The sequence below is a fragment of the Nocardioides sp. CPCC 205120 genome, from assembly GCF_048654585.1.
GTDB lineage: Bacteria > Actinomycetota > Actinomycetes > Propionibacteriales > Nocardioidaceae > Nocardioides.
The window spans coordinates 2,342,153-2,366,575 of the sequence record NZ_JBMCYY010000001.1 but is presented as its reverse complement, the minus strand read 5'-3'; the positions used below and the strand labels follow the sequence as shown (position 1 = coordinate 2,366,575).

Annotated in this window: 27 protein-coding genes; 4 read left to right on the top strand and 23 right to left on the bottom strand. The window is 75.0% G+C overall.

What is annotated here, in order from left to right; translation table 11 throughout:
- Nucleotides 1-262: 262 nt before the first annotated feature.
- The 13 genes from ACOACO_RS11040 to ACOACO_RS10980 all read right to left on the bottom strand — a co-directional run bounded on the left by ACOACO_RS11040 (nucleotide 263) and on the right by ACOACO_RS10980 (nucleotide 15,183).
- Entirely contained in the window at nucleotides 263-868 is a 606-nt protein-coding gene (locus tag ACOACO_RS11040) for a DNA-3-methyladenine glycosylase (RefSeq protein ID WP_420296267.1), read from the bottom strand.
- 16 nt (nucleotides 869-884) lie between these two features.
- Nucleotides 885-2,312 (bottom strand): argininosuccinate lyase, encoded by a 1,428-nt coding sequence (argH, locus tag ACOACO_RS11035; protein ID WP_420296266.1) that lies wholly within the window; start codon nucleotides 2,310-2,312, stop codon nucleotides 885-887.
- Nucleotides 2,312-3,742, bottom strand: coding sequence for an argininosuccinate synthase (argG, locus tag ACOACO_RS11030; protein WP_420296265.1), 1,431 nt, complete (start codon nucleotides 3,740-3,742; stop codon nucleotides 2,312-2,314). Before argG ends, argH begins: the two co-directional genes overlap by 1 nt.
- Nucleotides 3,743-3,845: 103 nt before the next feature.
- On the bottom strand, nucleotides 3,846-4,367 hold the full coding sequence (locus ACOACO_RS11025) for an arginine repressor (RefSeq protein ID WP_420296264.1): 522 nt from the start codon (nucleotides 4,365-4,367) through the stop codon (nucleotides 3,846-3,848).
- A gap of 74 nt (nucleotides 4,368-4,441) precedes the next feature.
- Nucleotides 4,442-5,458 (bottom strand): ornithine carbamoyltransferase, encoded by a 1,017-nt coding sequence (argF, locus tag ACOACO_RS11020; RefSeq protein WP_420296263.1) that lies wholly within the window; start codon nucleotides 5,456-5,458, stop codon nucleotides 4,442-4,444.
- On the bottom strand, nucleotides 5,455-6,690 hold the full coding sequence (locus tag ACOACO_RS11015; RefSeq protein WP_420296262.1) for an acetylornithine transaminase: 1,236 nt from the start codon (nucleotides 6,688-6,690) through the stop codon (nucleotides 5,455-5,457). Before ACOACO_RS11015 ends, argF begins: the two co-directional genes overlap by 4 nt.
- Nucleotides 6,687-7,634, bottom strand: a complete 948-nt coding sequence (gene argB, locus ACOACO_RS11010) for an acetylglutamate kinase (protein ID WP_420296332.1) — start codon at nucleotides 7,632-7,634, stop codon at nucleotides 6,687-6,689. Before argB ends, ACOACO_RS11015 begins: the two co-directional genes overlap by 4 nt.
- Nucleotides 7,635-7,705: 71 nt before the next feature.
- Nucleotides 7,706-8,857, bottom strand: coding sequence for a bifunctional glutamate N-acetyltransferase/amino-acid acetyltransferase ArgJ (gene argJ / locus ACOACO_RS11005; protein WP_420296261.1), 1,152 nt, complete (start codon nucleotides 8,855-8,857; stop codon nucleotides 7,706-7,708).
- A 31-nt stretch (nucleotides 8,858-8,888) separates the two neighbouring features.
- Nucleotides 8,889-9,446: an ACT domain-containing protein gene (locus ACOACO_RS11000; protein ID WP_420296260.1), complete on the bottom strand. Its 558-nt coding sequence runs from the start codon at nucleotides 9,444-9,446 to the stop codon at nucleotides 8,889-8,891.
- Nucleotides 9,443-10,483, bottom strand: coding sequence for an N-acetyl-gamma-glutamyl-phosphate reductase (argC, locus tag ACOACO_RS10995; RefSeq protein ID WP_420296259.1), 1,041 nt, complete (start codon nucleotides 10,481-10,483; stop codon nucleotides 9,443-9,445). The genes ACOACO_RS11000 and argC overlap by 4 nt, the downstream gene beginning before the upstream one ends.
- Before the next feature lie 66 nt (nucleotides 10,484-10,549).
- Nucleotides 10,550-13,054, bottom strand: a complete 2,505-nt coding sequence (gene pheT, locus ACOACO_RS10990) for a phenylalanine--tRNA ligase subunit beta (RefSeq protein ID WP_420296258.1) — start codon at nucleotides 13,052-13,054, stop codon at nucleotides 10,550-10,552.
- 3 nt (nucleotides 13,055-13,057) lie between these two features.
- Nucleotides 13,058-14,167, bottom strand: a complete 1,110-nt coding sequence (pheS, locus tag ACOACO_RS10985) for a phenylalanine--tRNA ligase subunit alpha (RefSeq protein ID WP_420296257.1) — start codon at nucleotides 14,165-14,167, stop codon at nucleotides 13,058-13,060.
- A gap of 98 nt (nucleotides 14,168-14,265) precedes the next feature.
- A complete protein-coding gene (locus ACOACO_RS10980; protein WP_420296256.1) occupies nucleotides 14,266-15,183 on the bottom strand; it encodes an EamA family transporter in 918 nt (305 codons plus the stop codon).
- A 31-nt stretch (nucleotides 15,184-15,214) separates the two neighbouring features.
- On the opposite strand from ACOACO_RS10980, the gene ACOACO_RS10975 reads away from it, so the two are divergent.
- Complete coding sequence (locus ACOACO_RS10975) at nucleotides 15,215-15,721, top strand: MarR family winged helix-turn-helix transcriptional regulator (RefSeq protein ID WP_420296255.1); 507 nt, start codon at nucleotides 15,215-15,217, stop codon at nucleotides 15,719-15,721.
- 66 nt (nucleotides 15,722-15,787) lie between these two features.
- Here ACOACO_RS10975 and ACOACO_RS10970 read toward each other — a convergent pair whose 3' ends face one another.
- The 6 genes from ACOACO_RS10970 to ACOACO_RS10945 all read right to left on the bottom strand — a co-directional run bounded on the left by ACOACO_RS10970 (nucleotide 15,788) and on the right by ACOACO_RS10945 (nucleotide 19,970).
- On the bottom strand, nucleotides 15,788-16,825 hold the full coding sequence (locus ACOACO_RS10970; protein WP_420296254.1) for an ATP-binding protein: 1,038 nt from the start codon (nucleotides 16,823-16,825) through the stop codon (nucleotides 15,788-15,790).
- Between the two features lie 10 nt (nucleotides 16,826-16,835).
- Nucleotides 16,836-17,666 carry a TrmH family RNA methyltransferase gene (locus tag ACOACO_RS10965; RefSeq protein WP_420296331.1) on the bottom strand — a complete coding sequence of 277 codons (831 nt, stop codon included), beginning with the start codon at nucleotides 17,664-17,666 and terminating at the stop codon, nucleotides 16,836-16,838.
- Entirely contained in the window at nucleotides 17,663-18,049 is a 387-nt protein-coding gene (gene rplT, locus ACOACO_RS10960) for a 50S ribosomal protein L20 (RefSeq protein WP_420296253.1), read from the bottom strand. The genes ACOACO_RS10965 and rplT overlap by 4 nt, the downstream gene beginning before the upstream one ends.
- Nucleotides 18,050-18,114: 65 nt before the next feature.
- Nucleotides 18,115-18,309, bottom strand: a complete 195-nt coding sequence (gene rpmI, locus ACOACO_RS10955) for a 50S ribosomal protein L35 (RefSeq protein ID WP_157339999.1) — start codon at nucleotides 18,307-18,309, stop codon at nucleotides 18,115-18,117.
- Between the two features lie 92 nt (nucleotides 18,310-18,401).
- Nucleotides 18,402-19,232, bottom strand: a complete 831-nt coding sequence (gene infC, locus ACOACO_RS10950) for a translation initiation factor IF-3 (RefSeq protein ID WP_420296252.1) — start codon at nucleotides 19,230-19,232, stop codon at nucleotides 18,402-18,404.
- Between the two features lie 189 nt (nucleotides 19,233-19,421).
- Complete coding sequence (locus ACOACO_RS10945; protein ID WP_420296251.1) at nucleotides 19,422-19,970, bottom strand: SseB family protein; 549 nt, start codon at nucleotides 19,968-19,970, stop codon at nucleotides 19,422-19,424.
- 76 nt (nucleotides 19,971-20,046) lie between these two features.
- Here ACOACO_RS10945 and ACOACO_RS10940 point away from each other — a divergent pair, with 76 nt between their 5' ends.
- From ACOACO_RS10940 to ACOACO_RS10930, 3 genes are read left to right on the top strand one after another with little or no spacing between them, the layout of a single operon-like run.
- Nucleotides 20,047-20,535 carry a hypothetical protein gene (locus ACOACO_RS10940; protein WP_420296250.1) on the top strand — a complete coding sequence of 163 codons (489 nt, stop codon included), beginning with the start codon at nucleotides 20,047-20,049 and terminating at the stop codon, nucleotides 20,533-20,535.
- Nucleotides 20,532-21,773 carry an alanine racemase gene (locus tag ACOACO_RS10935; protein ID WP_420296249.1) on the top strand — a complete coding sequence of 414 codons (1,242 nt, stop codon included), beginning with the start codon at nucleotides 20,532-20,534 and terminating at the stop codon, nucleotides 21,771-21,773. The genes ACOACO_RS10940 and ACOACO_RS10935 overlap by 4 nt, the downstream gene beginning before the upstream one ends.
- Before the next feature lies 1 nt (nucleotide 21,774).
- Nucleotides 21,775-22,410, top strand: a complete 636-nt coding sequence (locus tag ACOACO_RS10930; RefSeq protein ID WP_420296248.1) for a uridine kinase family protein — start codon at nucleotides 21,775-21,777, stop codon at nucleotides 22,408-22,410.
- A gap of 9 nt (nucleotides 22,411-22,419) precedes the next feature.
- Here ACOACO_RS10930 and ACOACO_RS10925 read toward each other — a convergent pair whose 3' ends face one another.
- The 4 genes from ACOACO_RS10925 to ACOACO_RS10910 all read right to left on the bottom strand — a co-directional run bounded on the left by ACOACO_RS10925 (nucleotide 22,420) and on the right by ACOACO_RS10910 (nucleotide 24,422).
- On the bottom strand, nucleotides 22,420-22,704 hold the full coding sequence (locus ACOACO_RS10925) for a hypothetical protein (protein ID WP_420296247.1): 285 nt from the start codon (nucleotides 22,702-22,704) through the stop codon (nucleotides 22,420-22,422).
- A 100-nt stretch (nucleotides 22,705-22,804) separates the two neighbouring features.
- Nucleotides 22,805-23,263, bottom strand: a complete 459-nt coding sequence (locus tag ACOACO_RS10920) for a PH domain-containing protein (protein ID WP_420296246.1) — start codon at nucleotides 23,261-23,263, stop codon at nucleotides 22,805-22,807.
- A complete protein-coding gene (gene hisG / locus ACOACO_RS10915) occupies nucleotides 23,247-24,116 on the bottom strand; it encodes an ATP phosphoribosyltransferase (protein ID WP_420296245.1) in 870 nt (289 codons plus the stop codon). The genes ACOACO_RS10920 and hisG overlap by 17 nt, the downstream gene beginning before the upstream one ends.
- Before the next feature lie 42 nt (nucleotides 24,117-24,158).
- On the bottom strand, nucleotides 24,159-24,422 hold the full coding sequence (locus ACOACO_RS10910) for a phosphoribosyl-ATP diphosphatase (protein ID WP_420296244.1): 264 nt from the start codon (nucleotides 24,420-24,422) through the stop codon (nucleotides 24,159-24,161).
- Nucleotide 24,423 lies beyond the last annotated feature (1 nt).

The window sequence follows — 24,423 nt, the reverse complement described above, 5'->3', positions numbered from 1 at the left end:
CTGTTGAGTTCTCAAGAATCACACGCGCACCGCTTGGCCGGTATCTCTCCGGCCCCTCGGGGCAACCTGCAGAAACTTACCGGTTCGCATCCGGCCTGTCAAGCAGGCCTTCTTCGTCCCGATCGGCTTCGTGGCGCACCGCTGACCAGGTCTTCCGACCCGTTTCAGTGGGAGCCGCTCGGCGCGACAGAGAGAACATTAGCAGGATGGGAACGGAGTGCAAATCCGAGTCGTCCAGCACGCATAACCGCAGGTCAGCGGGTTACCGCCGGCGGGGCGCGGCGGGACGGTAGGCGCTGACGGTCGGGTCCCCCGTCAGCCAGAACCGCCACGGGCGCTCCGCCTCGCGGCTCACCCCCACCCGGGGGCCGCTCGAGACGAGTTCCGACCCGGGCGGGTGGCCCGCCCGCTCGAGGCGCAGCTGCCCCTCCGGGTCGAGGAGGGGCACGCCGTACTGGGCGGCGTCCACCCCCAGCGCCTTGGTGAGCCGGGCGGGTCCGCGGGCGAGGTCGCGCGCCGAGGCACCCGGCCGGCGGGCCTGCGCGATGTCGGTGCCGGCGACGACCTCGCCGGCCCGCAGCAGGACACCGGACGCGGTGCCCTCCTCCCCCGTCACCACGTTGAGGCAGTAGTGCATGCCATAGGTGAAGTACACGTACGCGTGCCCCCGGGGGCCGAACATCGCGGCGTTGCGGGCGGTCTTGCCCCGCCACGCGTGGGAGGCGGGGTCGCGCTCCCCGTCGTATGCCTCGACCTCGGTGAGGCGCAGCCGCACCTCGCCGTGCACGACGTGCAGGCCCAGCAACGACGGAGCGACCTCCTCGACCGGGCCGCCCAGGAGGTGGTGGAGGTCGTGGAGGTCGCTCATCGAGTGGGGTCCTTCCTCAGGCCAGGCGCTCGCGCAGCGACGCGGCGCGCGCCCGCAGGGAGTCGAGCTGCTCGCGGACGCGGACGGGCGCCGTGCCCCCGACGCCGTCGCGGGAGGCCACGGACCCCTCGACGGTGAGCACCGAGCGCACCCCCGGGGTGAGCGCCGGGTGGATGTCGCGCAGCTCGTCGTCGGTCAGGTCGGGCAGGTCGGTGCCGGCGGCCTCGCAGCGGCGCACGCACTCCCCCGCCACCTCGTGCGCCACGCGGAAGGGGACCCCCTCGCGCACCAGCCACTCCGCCACGTCCGTGGCCAGGGAGAACCCCTGGGGGGCGAGCTCGGCCATCCGGTCGGTGTCGAACGCGAGGGTCGCGACCATGCCGGTGAACGCGGGCAGCAGGACCTCGAGGGTGTCGACGGTGTCGAACACCGGCTCCTTGTCCTCCTGGAGGTCGCGGTTGTAGGCCAGCGGCAGCGCCTTGAGCGTGGCGAGCAGCCCGGCGAGGTCGCCGATGAGGCGCCCGGCCTTGCCGCGGGCCAGCTCGGCGATGTCGGGGTTCTTCTTCTGCGGCATGATGCTCGACCCCGTCGACCACGAGTCGTGGAGCCGCACGAAGCGGAACTCCGCCGTCGACCAGAGGATGACCTCCTCCGCGATCCGGCTGACGTCGACCCCCACCATCGCGCCGACGAAGGCGAGCTCGGCGACGAAGTCGCGTGACGCCGTGCCGTCGATGGAGTTCGCGCTCGAGCCGGTGAACCCGAGCTCCTGCGCCACCCCGTGCGGGTCGAGCCCCAGGCTGGAGCCCGCGAGGGCGCCCGCGCCGTACGGCGAGTCCCCCGCCACCCGGGCGTCCCAGTCGGCGAGGCGGTCGACGTCGCGCAGCAGGGCCCAGGCGTGGGCGAGGAGGTGGTGGCTCAGCAGCACCGGCTGCGCGTGCTGCAGGTGGGTGCGCCCCGGCATGACCGCGCCCAGGTGCTGCTCGGCCTGCCCGGCGAGGGCGTCGACCAGCGCGAGCACCTGGTCCGCCACCACCCGGGCGTGGTCGCGCAGGAACATCTTGAACAGCGTCGCGATCTGGTCGTTGCGCGACCGGCCCGCCCGCAGGCGCCCGCCCACCTCGGGCCCGACCTCGTCGAGCAGCAGCCGCTCGAGGGCGCCGTGGACGTCCTCGTCGTCGGGGCCCGGGCGCAGGTCGCCCGCGGCGTAACGCTCCCCCAGCACGTCGAGGCCCCGCAGCAGCTCCGCGTGGTCGGCGTCGGTCAGCAGCCCGGCGCGGTGCAGCGCGCCGGCGTGGGCCCGCGACCCCGCGAGGTCGTACGGCGTGAGCCGCCAGTCGAAGTGCGTCGAGCGCGACAGCGCCTCGAGCTCGGGGCTCGGGCCGCCGGCGAACCGGCCGCCCCAGAGCTTGCCGGTGTTGGTGGACTCCTGCTTGTCGCTCATCAGTCGGTCCCGAACTCCATGGCGGCCGCGTCGAGCGCCTCGCCCTCGGCGCCCTCGAGCGCCGCGTTCTCGGCGATGCGGTCGGCGCCGCCCGTCTCGATCTCGCCGAACAGCGTGCCGTTCTCGACCAGCACCTGCCCCTGGTCGAGCGGCTGCGCGGCGTACGCCTCCAGCTTCGAGCGCGAGTCGGCGATGTCGAGGTTGCGCATCGTGAGCTGGCCGATGCGGTCGTTCGGGCCGAACGCGGCGTTCTCCGTGCGCTCCATCGACAGCTTGTCCGGGTGGTAGGAGAACGCGGGGCCGTCGGTGCGCAGGATCGTGTAGTCCTCGCCGCGGCGCAGGCGCAGCGTCACCTCGCCGGTGACGAGCGAGGCGATCCAGCGCTGGATGGACTCGCGGATCATCAACGCCTGGGGGTCGAGCCAGCGGCCCTCGTAGAGCAGCCGGCCGAGGCGGCGGCCCTCGACGTGGTAGCTGGCGACCGTGTCCTCGTTGTGGATCGCGTTGAGCAGGCGCTCGTAGGCGATCCAGAGCAGCGCCAGCGCCGGCGCCTCGTAGATGCCGCGCGACTTGGCCTCGATGATGCGGTTCTCGATCTGGTCCGACATGCCGAGGCCGTGGCGCCCGCCGATGCGGTTGGCCTCGTGGACCAGGGCCACCGGGTCGTCGTACCGGCGCCCGTCGATCGCGACCGGGCGCCCGGCCTCGAACGTGATCGTCACGTCCTCGGTGGGCACCTCGACGCTCGGGTCCCAGAACTTCACGCCCATGATCGGCTCGACCGTCTCCAGCGAGACGTCCAGGTGCTCCAGCGTCTTCGCCTCGTGGGTGGCGCCCCAGATGTTGGCGTCCGTGGAGTACGCCTTCTCCTTGCTGTCGCGGTAGGGCAGGTCCCGCTCGGTGAGCCACTGGCTCATCTCGGTGCGTCCGCCCAGCTCGCTGACGAAGTCGGCGTCCAGCCACGGCTTGTAGATCCGCAGGTCCGGGTTCGCGAGCAGGCCGTAGCGGTAGAACCGCTCGATGTCGTTGCCCTTGAAGGTCGAGCCGTCGCCCCAGATGTCGACGCCGTCCTCGTGCATCGCGCGCACCAGGAGCGTGCCGGTCACGGCGCGGCCCAGCGGCGTGGTGTTGAAGTACGCGCGGCCCGCGGAGCGGATGTGGAACGCGCCGCACGCCAGCGCCGCGAGGCCCTCCTCGACCAGCTGGGTCTTGCAGTCGACGAGGCGGGACAGCTCCGCGCCGTACGCCAGGGCACGGCCGGGGACGCCCTCGATGTCGGGCTCGTCGTACTGGCCGATGTCGGCGGTGTAGGTGCAGGGCACTGCACCCTTCTCCCGCATCCAGGCGACGGCGACGGAGGTGTCCAGGCCACCGGAGAAGGCGATGCCGACGCGCTCGCCGGCGGGCAGGGAGGTCAGGACCTTGCTCACGTGTGATGTCTTCCTTCGTCTCGCGGGGGCTGCGGGTCCGCAGCCGGGTCGGGGGGTACGGCGCGGGGGCGCCGTGGTCGTGCACGTGCGGGGTGGTGCCGCGCTAGGTGCCCTGCTGGCCGTCGGCCAGCGCGGTGAAGCGCCGGGCGAGCTCCTCGCCGCCCGCGGGGTCGCGGCCGATGACGAGCACCGTGTCGTCGCCCGCGATGGTGCCGAGGACGTCGCCGAGGTCGGCCTTGTCGAACGCGTTCGCGAGGTACTGCGCCGCGCCCGGCGGCGTGCGCAGCACCACGAGGTTGCCGGCCGCCTCCGCGCTGACGAGGAGCTCGCCGCACAGCCGGGCCAGCCGGGAGGCGCCCTGCTGCGAGTCGCGCAGGTGCGTCGGGGTGCGGTCGCCGCCCTCGGCCGGGACGGCGTAGACCATCGCGCCGGAGCGGGCCCGCACCTTGGTGGCGTCGAGCTCGACGAGGTCGCGCGACAGCGTCGCCTGGGTGACGTGCACCCCGCGGGCCGCGAGCAGCTCGGCCAGCTCGGTCTGCGAGCGCACCTCCTGCTGCTCGAGGAGGTCGGTGATCCGCTGCTGCCGGGCGTTCTTCGTCAGCGGGGTCAGGGCGGACTCGCTCATGCTCACCTCCTCCTGGCTGTCGTCGGTCTCGTCGGTCGCGCGGGGTGCTGCGTACGGGGTCAGGCGCCGCGGGGTCAGGCGCCCACGGGGTCGGGGACCCCGGCCGCGGCGACGACGTCCTCGACGGCCGCCGTCTCCTCGGCGGGCAGCTGGCCCGAGCGGGCCAGCAGGAACGCGAGCACCGCCTTCTGCGCGTGGCGCCGGTTCTCGGCCTCGTCCCACACCAGGGAGCGCGGCCCGTCGATGACCTCGGCGGCGATCTCCTTGCCCCGGTACGCCGGCAGGCAGTGCAGCACGTGCGCGTCGGGGCCGGCCTGCGCGAGCGCCGCCGCGTCGAGCGCGTACGCGCCGAAGACGGCGGTGCGCTGCTCGGCCTGCTCCTCGCGACCCATCGAGACCCAGGTGTCGGTCACGACGACGTCGGCGTCGGCCAGGGCCTCGGCGGGGTCGGTGGTCGCGGCCACGGAGCCGCCCGTCGTACCGGCGATCTCGGCGGCGCGGCCGAGCACGGCCTCGCCGGGGAGGAACCCGTCGGGCGCCGCGACGCGGACGTGCATGCCCGCGGTCGCGCCGCCCAGCAGCCACGACGCCGCCACGTTGCAGGCCCCGTCGCCGAGGAACGCGACGCGCATCCCGGGCAGCGGGCCCCGGGCCTCGGCCAGCGTCTGCAGGTCGGCCAGCAGCTGGCAGGGGTGGAAGTCGTCGGTGAGGGCGTTGACGACGGGCACCCGCGACCAGGCGGCCATCTCCTCGAGACGGCTCTGCTCGTAGGTGCGCCACACGACGGCGCTGGCCTGGCGGTCGAGCACCCGGGCGACGTCGGCGACGGACTCGCGCACGCCGATCCCGGCGAGGGCGCCGTCGACGAGGAGGGGGTGGCCCCCCAGCTCGGCGATGCCGGCCGCGAACGACGACTGCGTGCGCAGCGTCTGCTTGTCGAAGATCATGGCGACGGTGCGCGGCCCGGCCAGCGGCCGGTAGGCGTACGGCTCCCGCTTGTACGCCGCGGCGAGCGCCAGCACCTGGGCCTGCTCGACCGGCGAGAGGTCGTCGTCGCGCAGCAGGTGGCGCACCGGCGTGCCCGCGCTCATGCGGCACCTCCCGCGGCGGACGCGGCGTCGAGGATGCCGGACCAGGCGCCGGCGAGGGCGTCCAGGTCGGCGTCGGCGAGCACCAGCGGCGGGACGAAGCGCATCCGGGAAGGCCCCGTCGCGTTGAGGATGAACCCGGCGTCCTGACCCGCGGCCACCGCCTCGGCGGCGACCGGCACGGACAGGTCGATGCCCACCATCAGGCCCTCCCCGCGCACCTCGACGACGCGGTCGTCGGCGGCCAGGAGCTCGCGCAGGCGGGCGCCGGCCGTGCGCGAGCGCTCCAGCAGCCCCTCGGACTCGACGGTGTCGAGGACGGCGAGGGCCGCGGCCGCGGCCAGCGGGTTGCCGCCGAACGTGGTGCCGTGGTTGCCCGGGTCGAACAGCTCGCCCGAGCCGCCCGTCGCGATGCAGGCGCCGATCGGCACGCCGCCGGCGAGACCCTTGGCGAGCGTCACGATGTCGGGGACGACGTCGCCCGCCACCAGGGCCGGGTTGCGGTGCGCGAACCACGTGCCCGTGCGCCCGACGCCGGTCTGCACCTCGTCGAGCCACAGCAGGGCACCCGCGGCGCGGGCCACCTCCTGGACGCGCACCAGGTAGTCGGCAGGCGGCACGACGACCCCGGCCTCGCCCTGGACGGGCTCGACCAGGACGGCGGCCACGGTGTCGTCGACGGCCGCGGCGAGCGCGTCGGCGTCGCCGTACGGCACGAAGGTCACGTCACCGGGCAGGGGCTCGAACGGCGTGCGGTAGGCCTCCTTGGCCGTGAGGGCGAGCGCGCCCATCGTGCGGCCGTGGAACCCGCCCTCCGCGACGACGAGCCGGGTGCGCCCCGTGCGCCGCGTCAGCTTGAGCGCGGCCTCGTTGGCCTCGGCGCCGGAGTTGGCGAAGAACACCCGGCCGTCGGTGCCCAGCAGCTCGAGCAGGCGCTCGGCGAGGCGCACCTGCGGCGGGGTCGCGAAGAAGTTCGAGACGTGCGCCAGCGTGGCGACCTGGTTGCTCACCGCGGCGACGAGGGCGGGGTGGGCGTGGCCCAGCGTGTTGACCGCGATGCCGCCCAGGAGGTCGACGTACTCCCGGCCATCGGCGTCCCACACCCGCGCGCCGCTGCCGCGGACCAGCGTGGTCTTGGGCGGGCCGAAGGTGTTCATCAGCGCGCCGGCGTAGCGCTCCTGCCAGGCGCCCGCGCCCGGGGCGTCGGGGGTCGAGGTGTCCTGCGGGCCGCTCACGCCTGCTCCTTCTGCTGCGGGGGCACCTTCGCGGTGCGGATCTTGGTCGGCACTCCGGGGAGCACCTGGGTGCCGATGCCCTCGTCGGTGAAGATCTCGAGGAGCACGGCGTGGGGCTCGCGGCCGTCGACGACGGTGGCCCGCGGCACGCCCTCCTGCACGGCGCGCAGGCAGGCACCCATCTTCGGCACCATGCCGCTCGCCAGCGACGGCATCATCTCGGCCAGCGCCTCGGGGCTGATCTCGCCGACGAGGTCGGGGCTGTTCGGCCAGTCGCGGTAGAGGCCCTCGACGTCGGTCAGCACGAGCAGCTTCTCCGCGCCCAGCGCCACGGCCAGCGCGGCCGCCGCCGTGTCGGCGTTGACGTTGTGGACGACGCCGTCCTCCGTGGGCGCGACGCTCGAGATGACCGGCACGCGCCCGGCCTCCACGATGTCGAGCACGGCCTCGGGGCGGACGTGGGAGACCTCGCCCACGAGTCCCAGGTCGACCTCCTCGCCGTCGACGACGGTCGTGGCCGGCACGGCCGTGAACAGGCCGGCGTCCTCGCCGGAGAGCCCGACCGCGATCGGGCCGTGCGTGTTGAGCAGGCCGACCAGCTCACGCTGCACCTTGCCCACGAGCACCATGCGGACGACGTCCATCGCCTCCGGCGTCGTGACGCGCAGCCCGCCGCGGAACTCGGACTCGATGTCGAGCCGGCCGAGCATCTCGCTGATCTGGGGACCGCCGCCGTGCACCACGACGGGCTTGAACCCGGCGTAGCGCAGGAACGCGACGTCCTCCGCGAAGGCGGCCTTGAGGGTGTCGTCGGTCATGGCGTTGCCGCCGTACTTGATGACGACGATCTTGCCGTTGTAGGCCTTCAGCCAGGGCAGGGCCGCCGCGAAGGTGGCCGCCTTGGCGGTGTCGACCTTCGGCTTGTAGTGGATCTCCTCGACCACGCGGTCCTCCTGGGGCTGGGGGGTCTCGGGGCTGCCGGGGCCGTCGGGGCTGTCGGGGCTGTCCGGGCCGCTCACGACGAGTACGCGCTGTTCTCGTGCACGTAGGCGTGGGTGAGGTCGTTCGTCCAGACCGTCGCCCGCTCGTCCCCCGCCTTGAGGTCGATCGTCACGCTGACCTCGCGGCCGCTGAGGTCGACGCCGGCCGGGTCCTCCGCCGGGGTCGAGCTGCGGCACACCCACACGCCGTTCATCGCGACGTCGAGGTCGGCAGGGTCGAAGGCGGCGCCCGTGGTGCCCATGCTGGCCAGCACACGACCCCAGTTGGGGTCCCGGCCGAAGACCGCGGCCTTGAACAGGTTCGAGCGCGCCACGCTGCGACCGACCTCGACGGCGTCGTCCTCGCTCGCCGCGTGCAGCACCGTGATGGCGATCTCGTGGTCGGCGCCCTCGGCGTCCTTGAGCAGCTGCATCGCCAGCTCGGTGCACGCCTGGGTCAGGGCGGCCGTGAAGTCCTCCGCGGTCGGCGTGATGCCGCTCGCGCCCGAGGCCAGGACGGTGACGGTGTCGTTCGTCGACATGCAGCCGTCGGAGTCGAGCCGGTCGAAGCTCACGCGGGTGGCGGCGCGCAGCGCGGCGTCGAGCTCGTCCGCCGGGACCACCGCGTCGGTGGTGAGCACCACGAGCATGGTGGCCAGCTGCGGGGCCAGCATGCCGGCGCCCTTCGCCATCCCGGCCACGGACCAGCCGGCCCCCTCGACGACGACCTGCTTGTGGACCGAGTCGGTCGTCATGATCGCGCGCGCCGCGTCCTCCCCGCCGTCGGCGGAGAGCGCGTCGTACGCCGCGTCCACCCCGGCCAGCAGGTTCTCGCGGGGGTTCGCCAGGCCGATGAGGCCGGTGGAACAGACGACCACGTCGACCGCGCCGATGCCGACCCGCTCCGCCACGCGCTCGGCGACCGCGTGGGTGGTCTGGAAGCCCTCGGCGCCCGTGTAGCAGTTGGCGCCACCGGAGTTGAGGACGACGGCGCGCACGACGCCGTCCTTGACGACCTCCTGGCTCCACAGCACGGGGTTCGCCTTGCACCGGTTGGCCGTGAAGACCGACGCGGAGTCGAAGCGGGGGCCGTCGTTGACGACCAGGGCCAGGTCGGCGGCGCCGGTGCTCTTGAGCCCGGCGGCGACACCGGCGGCACGGAAGCCGGCGGGGGTGGTGATGCTCATCGAGGATGGTCCTTCGGGGGGTGCGGGCGCGTCAGCGACCGGAGGCGGGCGTGGCGGGGACGGCGGCGGAGACGGTGTGCCCCCGTCGTCGCCACGCGGTCTCCGCCTTGTCGGCGTGCTTGGTGGGCACCAGCACCCACTCCGCGTCGTACGTCGAGAGGACACGCGCGCTCCAGCCGGCCTCCGCCAGCGGGGAGAGCAGCTCGACGTGCAGCCCGGGCTGTTCGACGTCGAGGGGGCCCGCCACCTCGAAGGCCGTCATCGGGCGCTGCGCCCGGGCCTTCGTCGGCACGTCGCGCGCCGCGCAGACGACCGTCGTGCCCACGGCCGTGGCGATCACGGCGAACACGGACGACGACTCCGCCCACGCCGGCACCTCGCTGCCGGGCCCGAAGGCCACGACGGCCAGCTTCTCGGGGAAGCGGTGGAGCGTGAACGGGCCGGGGACGGCCTGCTCCTGGCCCTGGTCCCCTGCCTGGGCCGCGTCCTGGCCCTGCTCCTGGCCCTGGTCCTGCCCGGCGTCGTCCTGCGTCACGTCGATCTCCTGGTCCTGCGCGTTGCCGGGGGTGGTCTCGTCGGGGCCGCTCACGGCGCCAGCCCGACGGTCGAGAGGCCGGTGGTCTCGTCGAGCCCGAGGGCGAGGTTCATGCACTGCACGGCGGCGCCGCCGGTGCCCTTGGCGAGGTTGTCGACGACCCCGACGGCGACGAGCCGGTTCGCGGTCTCGTCCACGGTGACCTGCAGGTGCACGGCGTTCGAGCCGAGCACCGACTGCGTCGCGGGCCACTGGCCGGGCGGCAGCACGTGCACGAACGGCTCGTCGGCGTAGGCCTCGGCGTACACCCCGTGGGCCTCCTCCGCGCTCAGCGGCGCGGCGAGCGGCGCGGTGCACGTGGCGAGGATGCCGCGGGCCATCGGCACCAGCAGCGGGGTGAAGCCGACGCGCAGCTCGGCGTCGGTGAGCAGGCCCAGGTTCTGCGTGATCTCGGGGGTGTGGCGGTGGGTGCCGCCCACGCCGTACGCGCTCGCGTTGCCCATCACCTCGCTGCCCAGCAGGTGCGGCTTGGCCGCCTTGCCGGCGCCCGACGTGCCGGACGCGGCGACGACGGTGAGGTCGCCGGTGACGATGCCGGCAGCGACCGCCGGGGCGAGGGTCAGCGTGGAGATGGTCGGGTAGCAGCCCGGCACCGCGATGCGGCGGGCGCCCCGCAGGCTCGCCCGCTGCTCACCCAGCTCGGGCAGGCCGTAGGGCCACGTGCCCGCGTGGGGGCTGTCGTAGAAGCGCTCCCAGGCGCTCGCGTCGGACAGGCGGAAGTCGGCACCGCAGTCGATGACGACGGTGTCGTCGCCCAGCGCCTCGGCGATCGGGGCGGACTGGCCGTGCGGCAGGCCGAGGAAGACGACGTCGTGGCCCGCGAGGGTCTCGGGGTCGGTCGGCTCGAGCACGCGGTCGGCCAGCGGCAGCAGGTGCGGCTGGAGCGCGCCCAGCGCCTGGCCGGCGTTCGAGCCGCCGGTCAGGGCACCGATGCGTACGGCGGGGTGCCCGAGGAGGAGCCGTAGCACCTCGCCCCCGGCGTACCCGCTGGCCCCGGCGACGGCGACGGAGTAGGTGGACGTCATGTGCATGACCATACATGGTCATGCATGGACCGCCCAACCCACCCCGCCGCGTGTCGCCGGGAGCCGGTGGTCTCAGCCGCGCAGCACGGCCCCGGTGCGCTCGGTGGCCACGGCCACCGCCGCGTCGCGGGCCGCCGCTGCCTCGCCCTCGGCCAGCGTGCGGTCGGGGGCGCGGAAGCGCAGCGCGAACGCGAGCGACTTCTTCCCCTCCGGCACGCCGGCGCCCGTGTAGACGTCGAAGAGGCGCACGGACTCCAGCAGCTCACCGGCCCCGTCGCGCAGCGCCCGCTCCACGTCGCCGGCCACGACGGACGCGTCGACGAGCAGGGCGACGTCCTCCTTCGCGACCGGGTACGTCGAGAAGACGGGCCCGCGCACGGCGTCCGGGACGGCGCCCAGCAGCACGTCGAGGTCGAGCTCCGCCGCACCCGTGCGGGCCGGCAGGCCGAGCCGGGCGACCACGCGCGGGTGGAGCTCGCCCGCGTGACCCACGGGAAGGACGGTGCCGTCGGCGGTCACGACGTCGACGCGGGCGCAGCGGCCCGGGTGCCACGGCGCGCGCTGGTCGTTCGCGACGCGCACCTCGACCCCGAGGTCGTCGGCCAGGTCGCGCACGATCCCCACGACGTCGGCCCAGTCGGCGGCGCGCCCGGCGCCCCACCAGCCGGCGTTCTCGCGGACGCCGCCGAGCACCACCGCGAGGTGGAGCGGCTGGCGCGGCACGGCCGCGAGGAGCGCCTCCAGCTCGTCGGTGGTCGGCCGGCGGTCGACGCCCAGGAGCGGGGCGGCGACGTCGGAGGCGAAGGCCACCGCGCCGGTCTCGAAGAGCGCGACCCCGGGGGCGCCGCGGCCCGTGTTGCGGGCCGCCGCGCCGAGCGTGCCGGTGAGCAGCGTCGTCGTGTAGAGCGGCTCCGTGGCGGCGAGCGGGTTGGCGAGGCGCACCGCGTCGCGGCGCTCGTCGTCGGCCGGCACCTCGAGGGCGTCGAGCGCCGCCTCCCCGGTGAACGGGAAGCTGACGACCTCGACGAGCCCGGCCCCGGCCAGCACGCGACCGACGCGGCGGCGCAGCACCTGCGAGCGGGTGAGCCCGCGACCGGCGGTGGGTGTGGGCAGGACGGAGGGGACCTCGTCGTACCCGACGATGCGGGCGACCTCCTCGACCAGGTCGAACGGGTCGGTCAGGTCGGGGCGCCACGGCGGCACGATGGCCTGCAGGGCGTCGCCGTCGCGGGTCACCGCGCAGCCGACGGCCTCCAGGTGCGCCACCGTGGTGTCGGCGTCGATGGGCATGCCCGTCACGCGGGCCGGCAGGTCGGCCCGCAGCGCGATCGTCGCCGGCGCGGGCGGCGCACCGACGTACGTCGTGCCCGGCTCGGCCGTGCCCCCGCCCAGCTCCACGAGCAGCTCGACGACCCGGTCGGCCGCCGCGGCGCAGATGGTCGGGTCGACCCCGCGCTCGTTGCGCTTGCCGGCCTCCGAGGTGATCTTGTGCCGGCGGCCCGTGCGGAACATCGTCGTCGCGTCCCAGTGGGCCGACTCGACGAGGACGCGGGTGGTGGACGCGGAGATCTCGGTGGACGCGCCGCCCATGACGCCGCCCAGCCCGATGGGGCCCGAGTCGTCGGTGACGACGAGGTCCTCCGGCGAGAGCGCGCGGTCGGCGTCGTCGAGCGTGGTGAGCCGCTCCCCCGCGGCAGCGCGGCGCACCCGCAGGGTGCCCCGCACGGCGTCGGCGTCGTAGGCGTGGATCGGCCGGCCCGTCTCGAGCATCACGTAGTTCGTGACGTCGACGGCCAGCGAGATCGGGCGCATGCCGGCCAGCTGCAGGCGGCGCTGCATCCAGGCGGGCGTGGGCGCCGCCGGGTCGAAGCCCGAGACGAGGCGGGCCACGAAGACCGGGCACCCCTCGGGGTCGTCGACCTCGACGGGGTACGCCGCACCGTCGGCCGCCTCGCCCGTGCGCAGGTCGCGCAGCACGGGGTCGGTGTACGGCGCCCCGAACGCCAGCGCCGCCTCACGGGCGACACCGCGCAAGGAGAGCGCGTAGGCGCGGTCGGGGTTGATCTCGAACTCGATGACCTCCTCGCCGAGCCCCAGCACGCCGAAGGCGCTGTCGCCCGGCTCGCCGGCGCCGGCGGGCAGCACGATGATGCCGTCGTGCTCCTCGCCGAGACCGAGCTCGGAGGTGGAGCACATCATCCCGGCCGAGACGTGGCCGTAGGTCTTGCGCGCCGAGATCGCGAAGCCCCCGGGCAGCACGCCGCCCGGCAGCACGACGACGACGAGGTCGCCGGGGGCGAAGTTGTGTGCGCCGCAGACGATGCCCTGGGGCTCACCGGTGCCGTTGGCGTCGCCGACGTCGACGGAGCACCAGTTGATCGTCTTGCCGTTCTTCTGCTTCTCGGGCTCCATCGTCAGCACGCGGCCGACCACCAGCGGGCCGGTGATGCCCTCGCCGGTGCGGGTGATCGCCTCCAGCTTGAGACCGAGCGCCGTCAGCCGTGCGGCGAGGGCCTCCGTCGTGACGTCGTCGGGGAGCTCGACGTACTCGCGGATCCAGGAAACCGGGGCCAGCACTTGTCAGATCTCCGTTCCGAAGGCGGTGGTGAAGCGGACGTCTCCCTCGAAGAAGCCGCGCAGGTCCTCGACGCCGTGCCGGAACATGAGCGTCCGGTCGATGCCCATGCCGAAGGCGAACCCGGTGTAGCGCTCGGGGTCGACACCGCAGGCCACGAGCACCCGCGGGTTCACGACGCCGCAGCCGCCCCACTCGATCCAGCCCTCGCCGCGACAGGTGCGGCACGTCTCCCCCGTCTCGTCGACGGCCGCGCCCCGGCACACGAAGCAGACCAGGTCGACCTCGGCGCTGGGCTCGGTGAACGGGAAGTACGACGGGCGGAACCGCGTCGTGATCCCCTCGCCGAACATCGCGGCGGCGAAGTGGTCGAGGGTGCCCTTGAGGTGGGCCATCGTGATGCCCTCGTCGATCGCCAGGCCCTCGACCTGGTGGAACATCGGGGAGTGCGTGGCGTCGTACTCGTCCGTGCGGAACACGCGGCCCGGGCACGCGACGTAGATCGGCGGGGTGCGGGTCAGCATCGAGCGGGCCTGCACCGGGGAGGTGTGGGTGCGCAGCACGACGTGGTTCTCCGGCGGGGAGGTCCAGAACGTGTCCTGCATGGTGCGCGCCGGGTGGTCGGGACCGAGGTTGAGGGCGTCGAAGTTGAGCCACTCGGCCTCGATGACCGGGCCCTCGGCGATCTCCCAGCCCATGGCGACGAACACGTCCGCGACGCGCTCCGCGCCGGTCGTCAGCGGGTGCCGGGCGCCGCGCGGGCGGCGGTCGGTGGCGACGGTGACGTCGACGGTCTCCTCGACGAGCATCCGCTCCTCGTGCTCGGCCTCGAGCACCTCCTGGCGGGCGGCGAGCGCCTTGGCCACCTCCCCGCGGGCGCGGCCGATGCGCTGGCCGGCGTCCTTGCGGGCCTGCGGGGGCAGCGCGCCGATCTCGCGGTTCGCCAGCGCCAGGGGCGAGCGGTCGCCGGTGTGCTCGATGCGCACCTGCTTGAGCTGCTCGAGGTCGGCGGCGGCCGCGATCGCCGCCACGGCGGCCTCGCGCATCGCTTCCACGGCCTCGGCCTTGAGCGGGGTGACCTCGACCGGGTCGTAGGGGTTGTTCGGGCCCGACATGACGGCCTTTCCGCGTGAGGTGGCGTGCGGCCCGGGCGTGGTGCGCCCCCGAGGCGAGGTCGACGTGGGTACGCCGGCGCCGCGGGCCGCGGCACAGTCTAGGAACCCACCGCCGCGGGCGACGAACCGGTTTGCCCGAGGGGTGTCGGTCGACGCTCGCGCCCGACGGCTGCGAACCCCACCGCGCCCAGCACCACGAGCACCCCTGCGACCTGGACCGGCGCCAGCCGCTCCCCCGCCACCGCCGTCCCCAGCAGCACCCCGGCGACGGGGTTGAGCAGCCCGACGAGACCCACCGTGGCGACGTCGAGCCGGGCGAGCCCGGCGAACCAGCACCAGAACGCCAGCGCGGTGGCCACGAGCGCGACGTACGCGAACCCGGCACCCTCGCGGACGTCCACGGTCGGCGGGGCCCCCTCCGCGACGGCGGCCACGACGAGGAGGGCGCCCCCGCCCGCGACCAGCTGCCAGGCCGTCGAGGCCACGACCGGCACCGTGTCACGGCGGCTCCAGCGCCGGGCGAGCACGAAGCCCAGGCTCGACAGCGCGAGGGCGGCGGCCGACGCCAGCAGGCCGGGACCGTCGACCCCGCCGACGGCGCCCCGCACGATGCCCACCACCCCAGCCGCGCCGACGCAGGCGAGCAGCACCTCCCGCAGGGTGGGGCGCGCCGCGTCCACTGCCCAGGCCGTGCCGAGCAGCACCAGGGGGGCGAGCGCCATGACGACCGACGCCACGCTCGAGGGCAGGCGCTGCGCCGCGACGTACACCAGCACGAAGAACGCCCCCACGTTGAGCACCCCCAGCACGGCGGAGCGCCACCACCAGGCACCGCGCGGCAGGGAGCGGGCCAGCAGGAGCAGCACGAGGCCGGCGGGCAGCGCCCGCAGCGCGGCGCCCCACAGCGGCGCGTCGGCCGGCAGCAGCTGGCGGGTGACCACGTAGGTGCTCCCCCAGGCGACGGGGGCCACGGCGGTGACGGCGATCCGCCGCAATTTGTCTTCCACGGAAGCCACCATGCCTTCCGCGGAAGGTAAGGTCCACCCCGTGACCCGAGAACCCGACCGCGTCGACCTGGTGCAGGCCCAGTGGCGGGCCGAGCGCCCCGACCTCGACGTCTCGCCCCAGGGCCTCGTCGGCCGGCTCCACCGCCTCGCCGGCGCGCTGACCGAGGAGCTGCTCACGGTCTACCGGCGCCACGGCCTCGGCGAGGGCGAGTTCGACGTGCTCGCGACCCTGCGGCGCGCCGGCGACCCCTTCGAGCTGGCCCCCGGCGAGATCGCCCAGTCGACGATGGTGACGACCGGCGCCGTCTCGAAGCGGCTCGACCGCCTCGCCGAGGCCGGCCTCGTCTCCCGGCGCCGCGCCGCGGGGGACGCCCGGATGCGCGTCGTCGGCCTCACCGCCGCGGGTCGCCGGGTCATCGACGCCGCCTTCGACGAGCACCTGCGCAACGAGCACCGGCTCGTGGGTCTGCTCGACCCGGACGACCGCGAGCAGCTCGAGGGGCTGCTGCGCCGCTGGCTCGACCGCCTCGAGGGCCGCGAGGGCTGAGCCGCCCAGGGAGGCCCCGGCCGGGACCGGGGGCCGGGACCAGGGGGCCGGGTCAGGGAGGCCGGGTCAGGGACCCGGGTCCGCGCCGGGCCAGGTGACGACGACCCGCGCCCCGCCCCCGGGCGCCTCGCCGATCTCCACGCTGCCGCCGTGGGCGCCGACGAGGCCGCCGACGAGGTACATCCCCAGCCCCGAGCCGCCCGCCGCGCCGTACTGCCAGAACTTGGTGAACACCCGTCGCCGGATCTCCTCGGGGATGCCGCGGCCCTCGTCGTCGACGACCATCCGCACGGCGCCGCCCGGGGCCGGGCCGAGGCCCACCCGCACCGTGCCCTCGCCGTGGCGCACCGCGTTCTCGACCAGGTTGGTCAGCACCTGCACGAACTTGTCGGGGTCGGCCTGCGCGAGCGGGAGGTCGTCGGCCACGTCGAGCTCGACGACGCGGGACGTGCCCGCCCGGATCGAGTCGACGACGCGGCCCGCGAGCACGCCGGCGTCGCTGGGCCGCGGGTAGAGGGCGAGGCGGCCCGTGTCGATGCGGGCCACGTCGAGCAGCTCGGTGATGAGCCGGCTCAGCCGGTCGGCGTCGCTGTTGACCGTGGTGAGCATGAGGCGCTTCTGCTCGTCGCTCAGCACGTCCCAGCGGTTGAGCATGGCCTGCACGAAGCCCTTCACGCCCGTCAGCGGCGAGCGCAGCTCGTGGGCGAGGGTGGCGACGAGGTCGGAGCGCTCCCGGTCGAGGCGCTCGCGGCCCCGGCCCGAGCGCAGGGTCACCGCCACCCGGTCGACCGCCCCGCCGGCACCCCGCCGGATGCGGGCGGCCGTCAGCACCTCCTGGCCGTTCGGCAGCAGCCAGGACTGCTCGGGCACGCCCACGCGGGTGCGCAGCCCGCCGTACGGGTCGTTGGTGGCACACCAGCCGCAGCCGTCGGTGTCCTGCAGGCGCAGCACGTCGTCGAGGTCGCGGCCGACGAGGTCGGCGGCGGGGGCGCCGAGCCAGCGCGCGGCGACGTCGTTGACCAGCGTCGTGGTGCCGGAGCCGTCCGCCACCACCACGCCGTCGGGGAGCCCGTCGAGCGGACCGTCGGGCGGGGGCGGCACCATGCGCGCGATGCTACGGCGCGGTGGTCCCCCGCGACACCGACCGCTGGGCCCGCGCGCTGGCGTAGAGGCACAGGGCGGCGGCGGTCGCCAGGTTGAGGCTCTCGGCGCGGCCGTGGATCGGGATGCGCACGACGTGGTCGGCGGCGGCCGCGAGCTCCGCGGGCAGGCCCCAGGCCTCGTTGCCGAGCAGCCAGGCGGTCGGGCCGTCGAGCAGGCCCGCGGCCTCGGCCTCGAACAGGTCGACGTCGCCCGCGCCGTCCGCGGCGAGCACCTGCACACCGGCGGCGCGCACAGCGGCGACCCCCGCGGCCGCGTCGGGGACCTGGGCGAGCGGGAGGTGGAAGACGCTGCCCACGCTGGCGCGGACCGTCTTGGGGTTGTGCGGGTCGACCGCGTCGCCGAGCAGGACGACGCCGTCGGCGCCCGCGGCGTCGGCGCAGCGCACGACGGTGCCGGCATTGCCGGGGTCGCGCACGTCCGCGCACAGGGCCAGCAGGCGCGGCGCGGGGGCCAGGACGTCCGCGAGCGGCACGTCGAGCAGGTCGCACGTGGCGACGACGCCGGCGGGCGTCACGGCGTCGCTGAGACCGGCGAGCGCCCGCTCCTCGACGAGCCGCACGGGCGTCGTCGGGGGTACGGCGGCGAGCAGGTCGGCGTACCGCTCGGCGGCCGCGGGGGTCACGAAGACCTCGCGCACGCGGCCGGGGACCTCGAGCGCGCCCTCGACGGCCTTCGGGCCGTCCACGAGGAACAGCCGCCGCTCGGTGCGTACCGAGCGGCGGCTGAGCTTGCGCGCTTCCTTGACCCGGGGGTTGCCGGGCGCGAGCGGGCTGGCGGTCAGGCCGAGACCTTCGCGGCGTTGACGTCGTCCGGCAGGGCGGCCTTGGCCGTCTCCACGAGCGCGGTGAACGCGGCCGGGTCGTTGACGGCCAGGTCCGCGAGGATCTTGCGGTCGACCTCGACGCCCGCCAGGTTCAGGCCCTGGATGAAGCGGTTGTAGGTCATGCCCTGCGCACGCGCGGCGGCGTTGATGCGCTGGATCCAGAGGCGACGGAAGTTGCCCTTGTTCTTGCGCCGGTCGTTGTAGCTGTAGACCAGCGAGTGGGTGACCTGCTCCTTCGCCTTGCGGTACAGGCGCGAGCGCTGGCCGCGGTAGCCGCTGGCGCGCTCGAGGGTCGTCCGGCGCTTCTTCTGGGCATTCACTGCCCGCTTGACGCGTGCCACGTTGTTGCTCCTCGTTCAGTTCGGGTGCGGGGCGGGACTGGCCCGCCGCCACGGGGTGGGGAAGGTCAGAGACCCAGCATCTTCTTGGCGCGGGGGACGTCGGCCTTGGCGACCTCGACCGTGCCCGTCATGCGCCGCGTGACCTTCGAGGGCTTCTTCTCGAGGTTGTGGCGCTTGCCGGCCTTCTCCCGCAGGATCTTGCCGCTGCCGGTCACCCGGAAGCGCTTGCCCGCACCGGAGTGGCTCTTGTTCTTCGGCATGTCGATTCACTCTCTTCTCGTGCCGACCACCGGAGGTGGCCGACGGCGTACGTCGTCGTTCGGGGTCGCGGACCGGGTCCGGGACTCCTCGCTCAGGCCTCGATCTCGGGGTCGAGGTTCTCCGAGCGACCCCGCTCCTTCTTCTGAGCGGCCGGCGTCGTGGCGTGGGCGGCGGTGCGCTCGGCGCGCTCCTCGGCCACCTCGGCCGCGCGCTCGGCGGCGCGGGTCTCCTTCTCGGCCTTGACCTCGGCCTTCGCCTCGGCCTTCTTCTTGTGCGGGCCGAGGACCATGATCATGTTGCGGCCGTCCTGCTTCGGCGACGACTCGACGAAGCCCAGCTCCTCGACGTCGTCGGCCAGGCGCTGCAGCAGCCGGAAGCCCAGCTCGGGACGGTGCTGCTCGCGACCGCGGAACATGATCGTGATCTTGACCTTGTCGCCGGCCCGGAGGAACCGGACGACGTGGCCCTTCTTGGTCTCGTAGTCGTGCGCGTCGATCTTCGGTCGGAGCTTCATCTCCTTGATGACCACGTTCGACTGGTTGCGACGCGCCTCACGAGCCTTCTGGGCAGTCTCGTAGCGGAACTTGCCGTAGTCCATGAGCTTGCAGACCGGCGGGCGCGCCATGGGAGCGACCTCGACCAGGTCGAGACCGGCTTCCTGCGCGAGTCGGAGGGCGTCGCCCGTGGGGACGATGCCGACGGTCTCGCCGTTGGGACCGACAAGTCGGACCTCGGAGACCCGGATCCGATCGTTGATGCGCAGCTCGGTGCTGATGTGTCCTCCTGGTTGGCACGGCGGACGGGTTCCTCGTCGCGCCCCGGCGACCCTGGAAGGGTCCCGGGAACACGAAAAGGCTCCCGCTGACGAACAAGCGGAAGCCAGTCGCGACGACGTCGCCGCACGACGCACCACGGGTTCCATCCCGGGCGACGCCCTGCGTGGGCCACCACGCCGAGGCGTGGAGCCCGACCGGACCCGACGACCTGGTGGGCGCTGGGCCCGATCGGTCGGTGCGGGTGGGAGACGGGTGCTGCTGGTCTCCGCTTGGAGATCGGCGGCGGCCCGCGGACGCAGGTCACCACTGATCGGTCAACGAGGGAGACTAGCGGACTATTCCGCGGGCGCGCCAATCCACGCGTAGCCGTCACCGACCCGGCCCAGGCGCCAGCCCCGGGCGGCGGCCTCGAGGTCCTCCCCCGCGACCACGAACCGCGACGGCCCGGCGATGTCGACCACGAGGGCGGCCGCGCCGTCCTGGATCGCGGAGCGCGCGGCCAGCTCGGTCGCGACGGGCACCGGCCGGGCGTCGGCCCGCCAGCGCACGAGGCTGTCGTGGCCGGTGAACGCCAGCAGCGCCTGCCGCCCGTCGCGCCCGGTCACCAGGACCGTGGCCATGTCGCTGCTCTTGTCGTGCGTGAGGCCGGCGTCGTCGACCTCGACCTCCCCGAGGATCGCGACCACCGGCACCAGCAGCCGGGCCTCCAGGAGCGCCGCGAGGGCCGCGGCGTGGTCGGCGCGACCCGCGTCGTACTCGGCGAGGACGGCCCGCAGCGCGGGGTCCGCGGCCCCGGAGTCGTCGGCGAAGCCCGGGTCGGGGATCGTGCGCCCGACGACGCGGTCCTCCTGGCCGGGCCCACCCGGCGCACGCTGCTCGTCCACCGCACCATCATCGCAGCGTCGCGACATCGCGGCCGCACCGGCAGCCGTCGGCGCCGACTCTGGCTAGGGTGGTCGGGTGGACTCGACCTGGCTCGCCCTGGCCGCCGTGCTGACCGCCCTCGGCGCGGCGTGGACCGTCTACGCGTGGCGCGCCCGCGGCGTCGCCTCCGCCGTGCGGGGGGCCGGCATCACGCTGCTCGCCCCCGCCGCCTACCTCACGGGCACGCTCGAGCTGGCCGGCGACGTGGCCGTCGCCGTCGGCGACTGGGCGAGCGGCCTCGTCTTCTCCCCCGTCGTGTGGACGGGAGTGGCGCTGGCGGGTGCCGGCGCGCTGCTGATCGTGCTGGGCGGCGTGCTCGCCGCCCGGGGCGTCGGCACGACGCCCCGTCCCCGGGCGGTGCCCGCCGGCGAGGCGACGCGCGCCGTGCCCCCGGCGCAGGGGCGGGGCGCCGGCCGTGCGGAGACCCCCGACCGCGGCGCCGCGCGCCCGCCCGCCGGCGCCGCGCCCGTCGACGACGACCTCGCCGACATCGAGGCGCTCCTGCGCCGTCGCGGCATCCAGTGAGCCCGCGGCCCGACGTGGTCGCCGGCCTCGCCGAGCGGCACCGGCTCGGTGACCGGCTGACGGCCGCGCTGAGCGGGCTGCCCACCCCTGCCGCCACGCCCGCCGCCGTCGTCGACCTCGACGCGTTCGACGCCAACGCCGCCGACCTCGTGCGGCGTGCCGGCGGGACGCCCGTGCGGGTGGCGTCGAAGTCGCTGCGCGTGCCCGAGCTGGTGCGGCGCGCACTCGCCACCGACGGCTTCGCCGGCGTGCTCGGCTACACGCTCGCCGAGGCGCTGTGGCTGCACGAGCAGGGGATCAGCGACGACGTGGTCGTCGGCTACCCCAGCGTCGACCGGGCCGCCCTGGCGCGGCTGACGTCGTCGCCGTCCGCCGCCGCCTCCGTGACGTTGATGGTCGACGACGTGGCGCACCTCGACGTGGTCGACAGCGTCCGCTCCTCCAAGGCCGTCCCCGTGCGGGTCGCGCTCGACGTCGACGCCGGGTTCCACGGTCCAGGCGGCACCCACGTCGGGCCCAAGCGCTCCCCCCTGCGCAGCGTCGCCGACGCCGTCGCCCTGGCCCGGGTCGTGGTCGGGCGCCCGGGCTTCGTGCTCGTCGGGGTGATGACCTACGAGGGCCAGGTGGCGGGCGTGGCCGACGACGTGCCGGGCCGCGGCCCGCGCATGGCGGTCGTGCGGCAGCTCAAGCGCGCGTCCCTGCGCCAGCTGCGCGAGCGGCGCGCCGAGCTCGTCGCGGCGCTCGCCGACCTCGCCCCGCTCGAGCTCCTCAACGCCGGGGGGTCCGGCTCGGTCGCGGAGTCGGCCGCCGACCCGTCGGTGACCGAGGTCGCGGCGGGCTCGGGGCTGCTGGTGCCCGGGCTGTTCGACCACTACCGCTCCTTCGCCCCCCGGCCGGCGGCGTTCTACGGCGTGCCCGTGACGCGGCGACCCGGGCCGGGTGTGGCGACCGTGCACGGCGGCGGGTACGCCGCGTCCGGTGCGGCGGGCCCCGACCGCCTGCCGATCCCCTGGGCGCCGCCCGGGCTCGAGCTCACCGGGCTCGAGGGCGCCGGCGAGGTGCAGACGCCGCTGGTCGGCCCCGGCGCGGACGCGCTCGCGGTCGGCGACCTCGTCTGGTTCCGCCACGCCAAGTCGGGCGAGCCGTTCGAGCACACCGACGTGGTGCACCTGGTGCGGGGGCGGGCCGTCGAGCGGACCGTGCCGACGTACCGGGGCGCGGGCCTCGCCCTCGGCTGAGGTGGGCTCCCCCACGCCCGCTGCCCCGGCCGCGCCCGGCCCCCTGCCCGCCGCGACGCTCGCCGCCGTCCTCGGCCGCCTCGTCACCGCCCCGGCGCGCTGCGGCGCAGCGCGCCTGCTGTGCCTCGACGGCCCGGCGGGCTCGGGCAAGACCACCGCGGCCGGTGCCCTGGCCGCCGCCCTCGCCGCCGACCCCCGGCTGGGGGGCGACGTCACCGTGCTGCACATGGACGACCACTACGAGGGGTGGGACGGGCTCGAGGCCGCGCCCGCGCGGCTCGCCCGCGACGTCGTGGGCCCGCTGGCCGCCGGCGGGGTCGGCACCTACCACCGCTACGACTGGTACGCCGGTGCCTTCGCCGAGACCCACCGGCTCGGCCCCGTGGGCGCCGGGGACGTCGTGGTGCTCGAGGGCGTGGGGGCGGGCGCGGCGGTGCTCGCGCCGTACCGGAGCCTGCTGGTGTGGGTCGAGGCGCCCCCCGCGCTGCGGCTGCGGCGCGGGCTGGAGCGCGACGGCGCCGAGGTGGAGGAGCACTGGCACGGCTGGGGCCGCGCCGAGCAGGCCCACTTCACCGCGCAGGGCACGCGCGAGGCGGCCGACCTGCGGCTCGACGCCCTCGGCCGGCTCGTCGGCTGAGGGACCGCCTCAGACCAGCTCGAGGGCGATGGTGCGGCTCTCCCTCGCGCCGTCCTCGGTGTGCCACGAGAGCACGACGTGCGGGTCGCAGCCTTCGGTGGAGCAGTTGAAGATGCCCTCCAGCGACCGGCCCGGCGCGACCACGGGGCGGTACGAGCTGCCGAACGAGATGCGCTGCACCCCCTCGCCCGGCGCGAGGCCGACGTCCAGGGCCACGGTGTCGCACCGCTTGGCCACCACGCGCCACGAACGGCCCCCCGAGCGCAGCTGCACGTCCCATCCCCCGATGTCCACGGCAGGAGTGCACCACGGCTCGGGGGCTGCCGGAAGGCGGTCCGGCGCGGCGTCGGCGTGTCGGACGGGCGCCCGGGCCCGCGGCCTCCGGCGCCGTGGGTCAGGAGGCGTCGACGAGGGCGCGCAGCTCGCGCACGGCGACCTGGGCGCGGGTGCCGTCGGAGGACTGGATCCCCAGCGTCGGGCGGGAGGTGCCGTCGGAGAGGTCCAGCGTCGCCCACGGGGCACCGAGGGGCATGCGGACGGCGACGACCTGGGCCCAGCCGTACTCGTAGCGGCGGTAGCCGTTCACCACGACGAGCCCGGTCTCGCTCGCGGTCACCCGGCAGCGCAGCAGGCCCCACCAGACGGCGACGGCCAGGCCGGTCAGCAGCACCATCAGCACGCGCTCGAAGATCCCGAAGCGGTCCCGGATCTCGGGGTCGAGGAGGAACCAGGCGGCGACGGCCGCGGCCGCGACCGTGCCGCCGGCGGCGAAGCCGGCGAGGCGCGTGCCCAGGGGGCGCCAGGTGCGGGGCAGGCTCGGACGGGCGGGCGAGCCGTCAGAGTCGGCAGGCATGGATCTCCGTCGTCAGGATGCCGCGGGCGCCGGTGTCGTAGAGGTCGTCCATGAGGCGCTGCGCGCCGGCGCGGGGCACCATCACGCGCACCGCCACCCACCCGTCGCGGCGCAGCGGAGAGATCGTCGGCGACTCGATGCCGGGGGCCAGCGCGACGGCGGCCGCCACGTGCTCCTCGGCGATGTCGTAGTCCATCATCACGTAGCTGCGGGCCACGAGGACGCCCTCGATGCGGCGCTTGAAGATGGTGAGCCCGGCGGGCGGCGTCGCCCCGGCGCGGGTGATGAGCACCGCCTCCGACTCCAGGACCACGTCGCCGAAGGTCTCGAGGCCCGCCTGACGCAGGGTCGATCCCGTCTCGACGACGTCGGCGATCACGTCGGCGACGCCGAGCTGGATGCTCGTCTCGACCGCGCCGTCGAGGCGGGTGACCGTCGCGTCGATGCCGCGCTCGGCGAGGTAGGCCTCGACCACCCCGACGTACGACGTCGCGATGCGCAGCCCCTGCAGGTCGGCGACGTCGGAGTAGCGGCCGGCGGGGCCGGCGAAGTAGAACCGCGAGCGGCCGAAGCCGAGCGGCAGCGCCTCCTCGGCCTGGGCGCCGGAGTCGCGCAGCAGGTCGCGGCCGGTGATGCCGATGTCGAGGGTGCCGTCCGCCACGTACAGCGCGATGTCGCGCGGGCGCAGGTAGAAGAACTCGACGCCGTTCTCCGCGTCGATCAGCGTCAGCCGCTTGCTGTCGGTGCGCTGCTGGTAGCCGGACTCGGTGAGGATGCCGGCCGCCGCGGTCGAGAGGGCGCCCTTGTTGGGGACGGCGACGCGGAGGAGGTCGGGGGTGGCGGTGCTGGTCAACTCAGTCGTCCTTCGAGGGTGAGCGGGAGGGGTCCGGGGCGCTCACAGATGGGAGTAGACCTCGTCGAGCGTGACGCCGCTCGCGAGCAGCATGACCTGCGCGTGGTAGAGCAGCTGGCTGACCTCCAGCGCGACCTGCTCCTTCGACTCGAACCGCGCGGCCATCCAGACCTCGGCCGCCTCCTCGACGAGCTTCTTGCCGATGGCGTGCACCCCGGCGTCCAGGGCGGCGACGGTGCCGGACCCGTCGGGGCGGGTGCGGGCCTTGTCCTCGAGCTCCGTCCAGAGCTCCTCGAACGTCTTCACG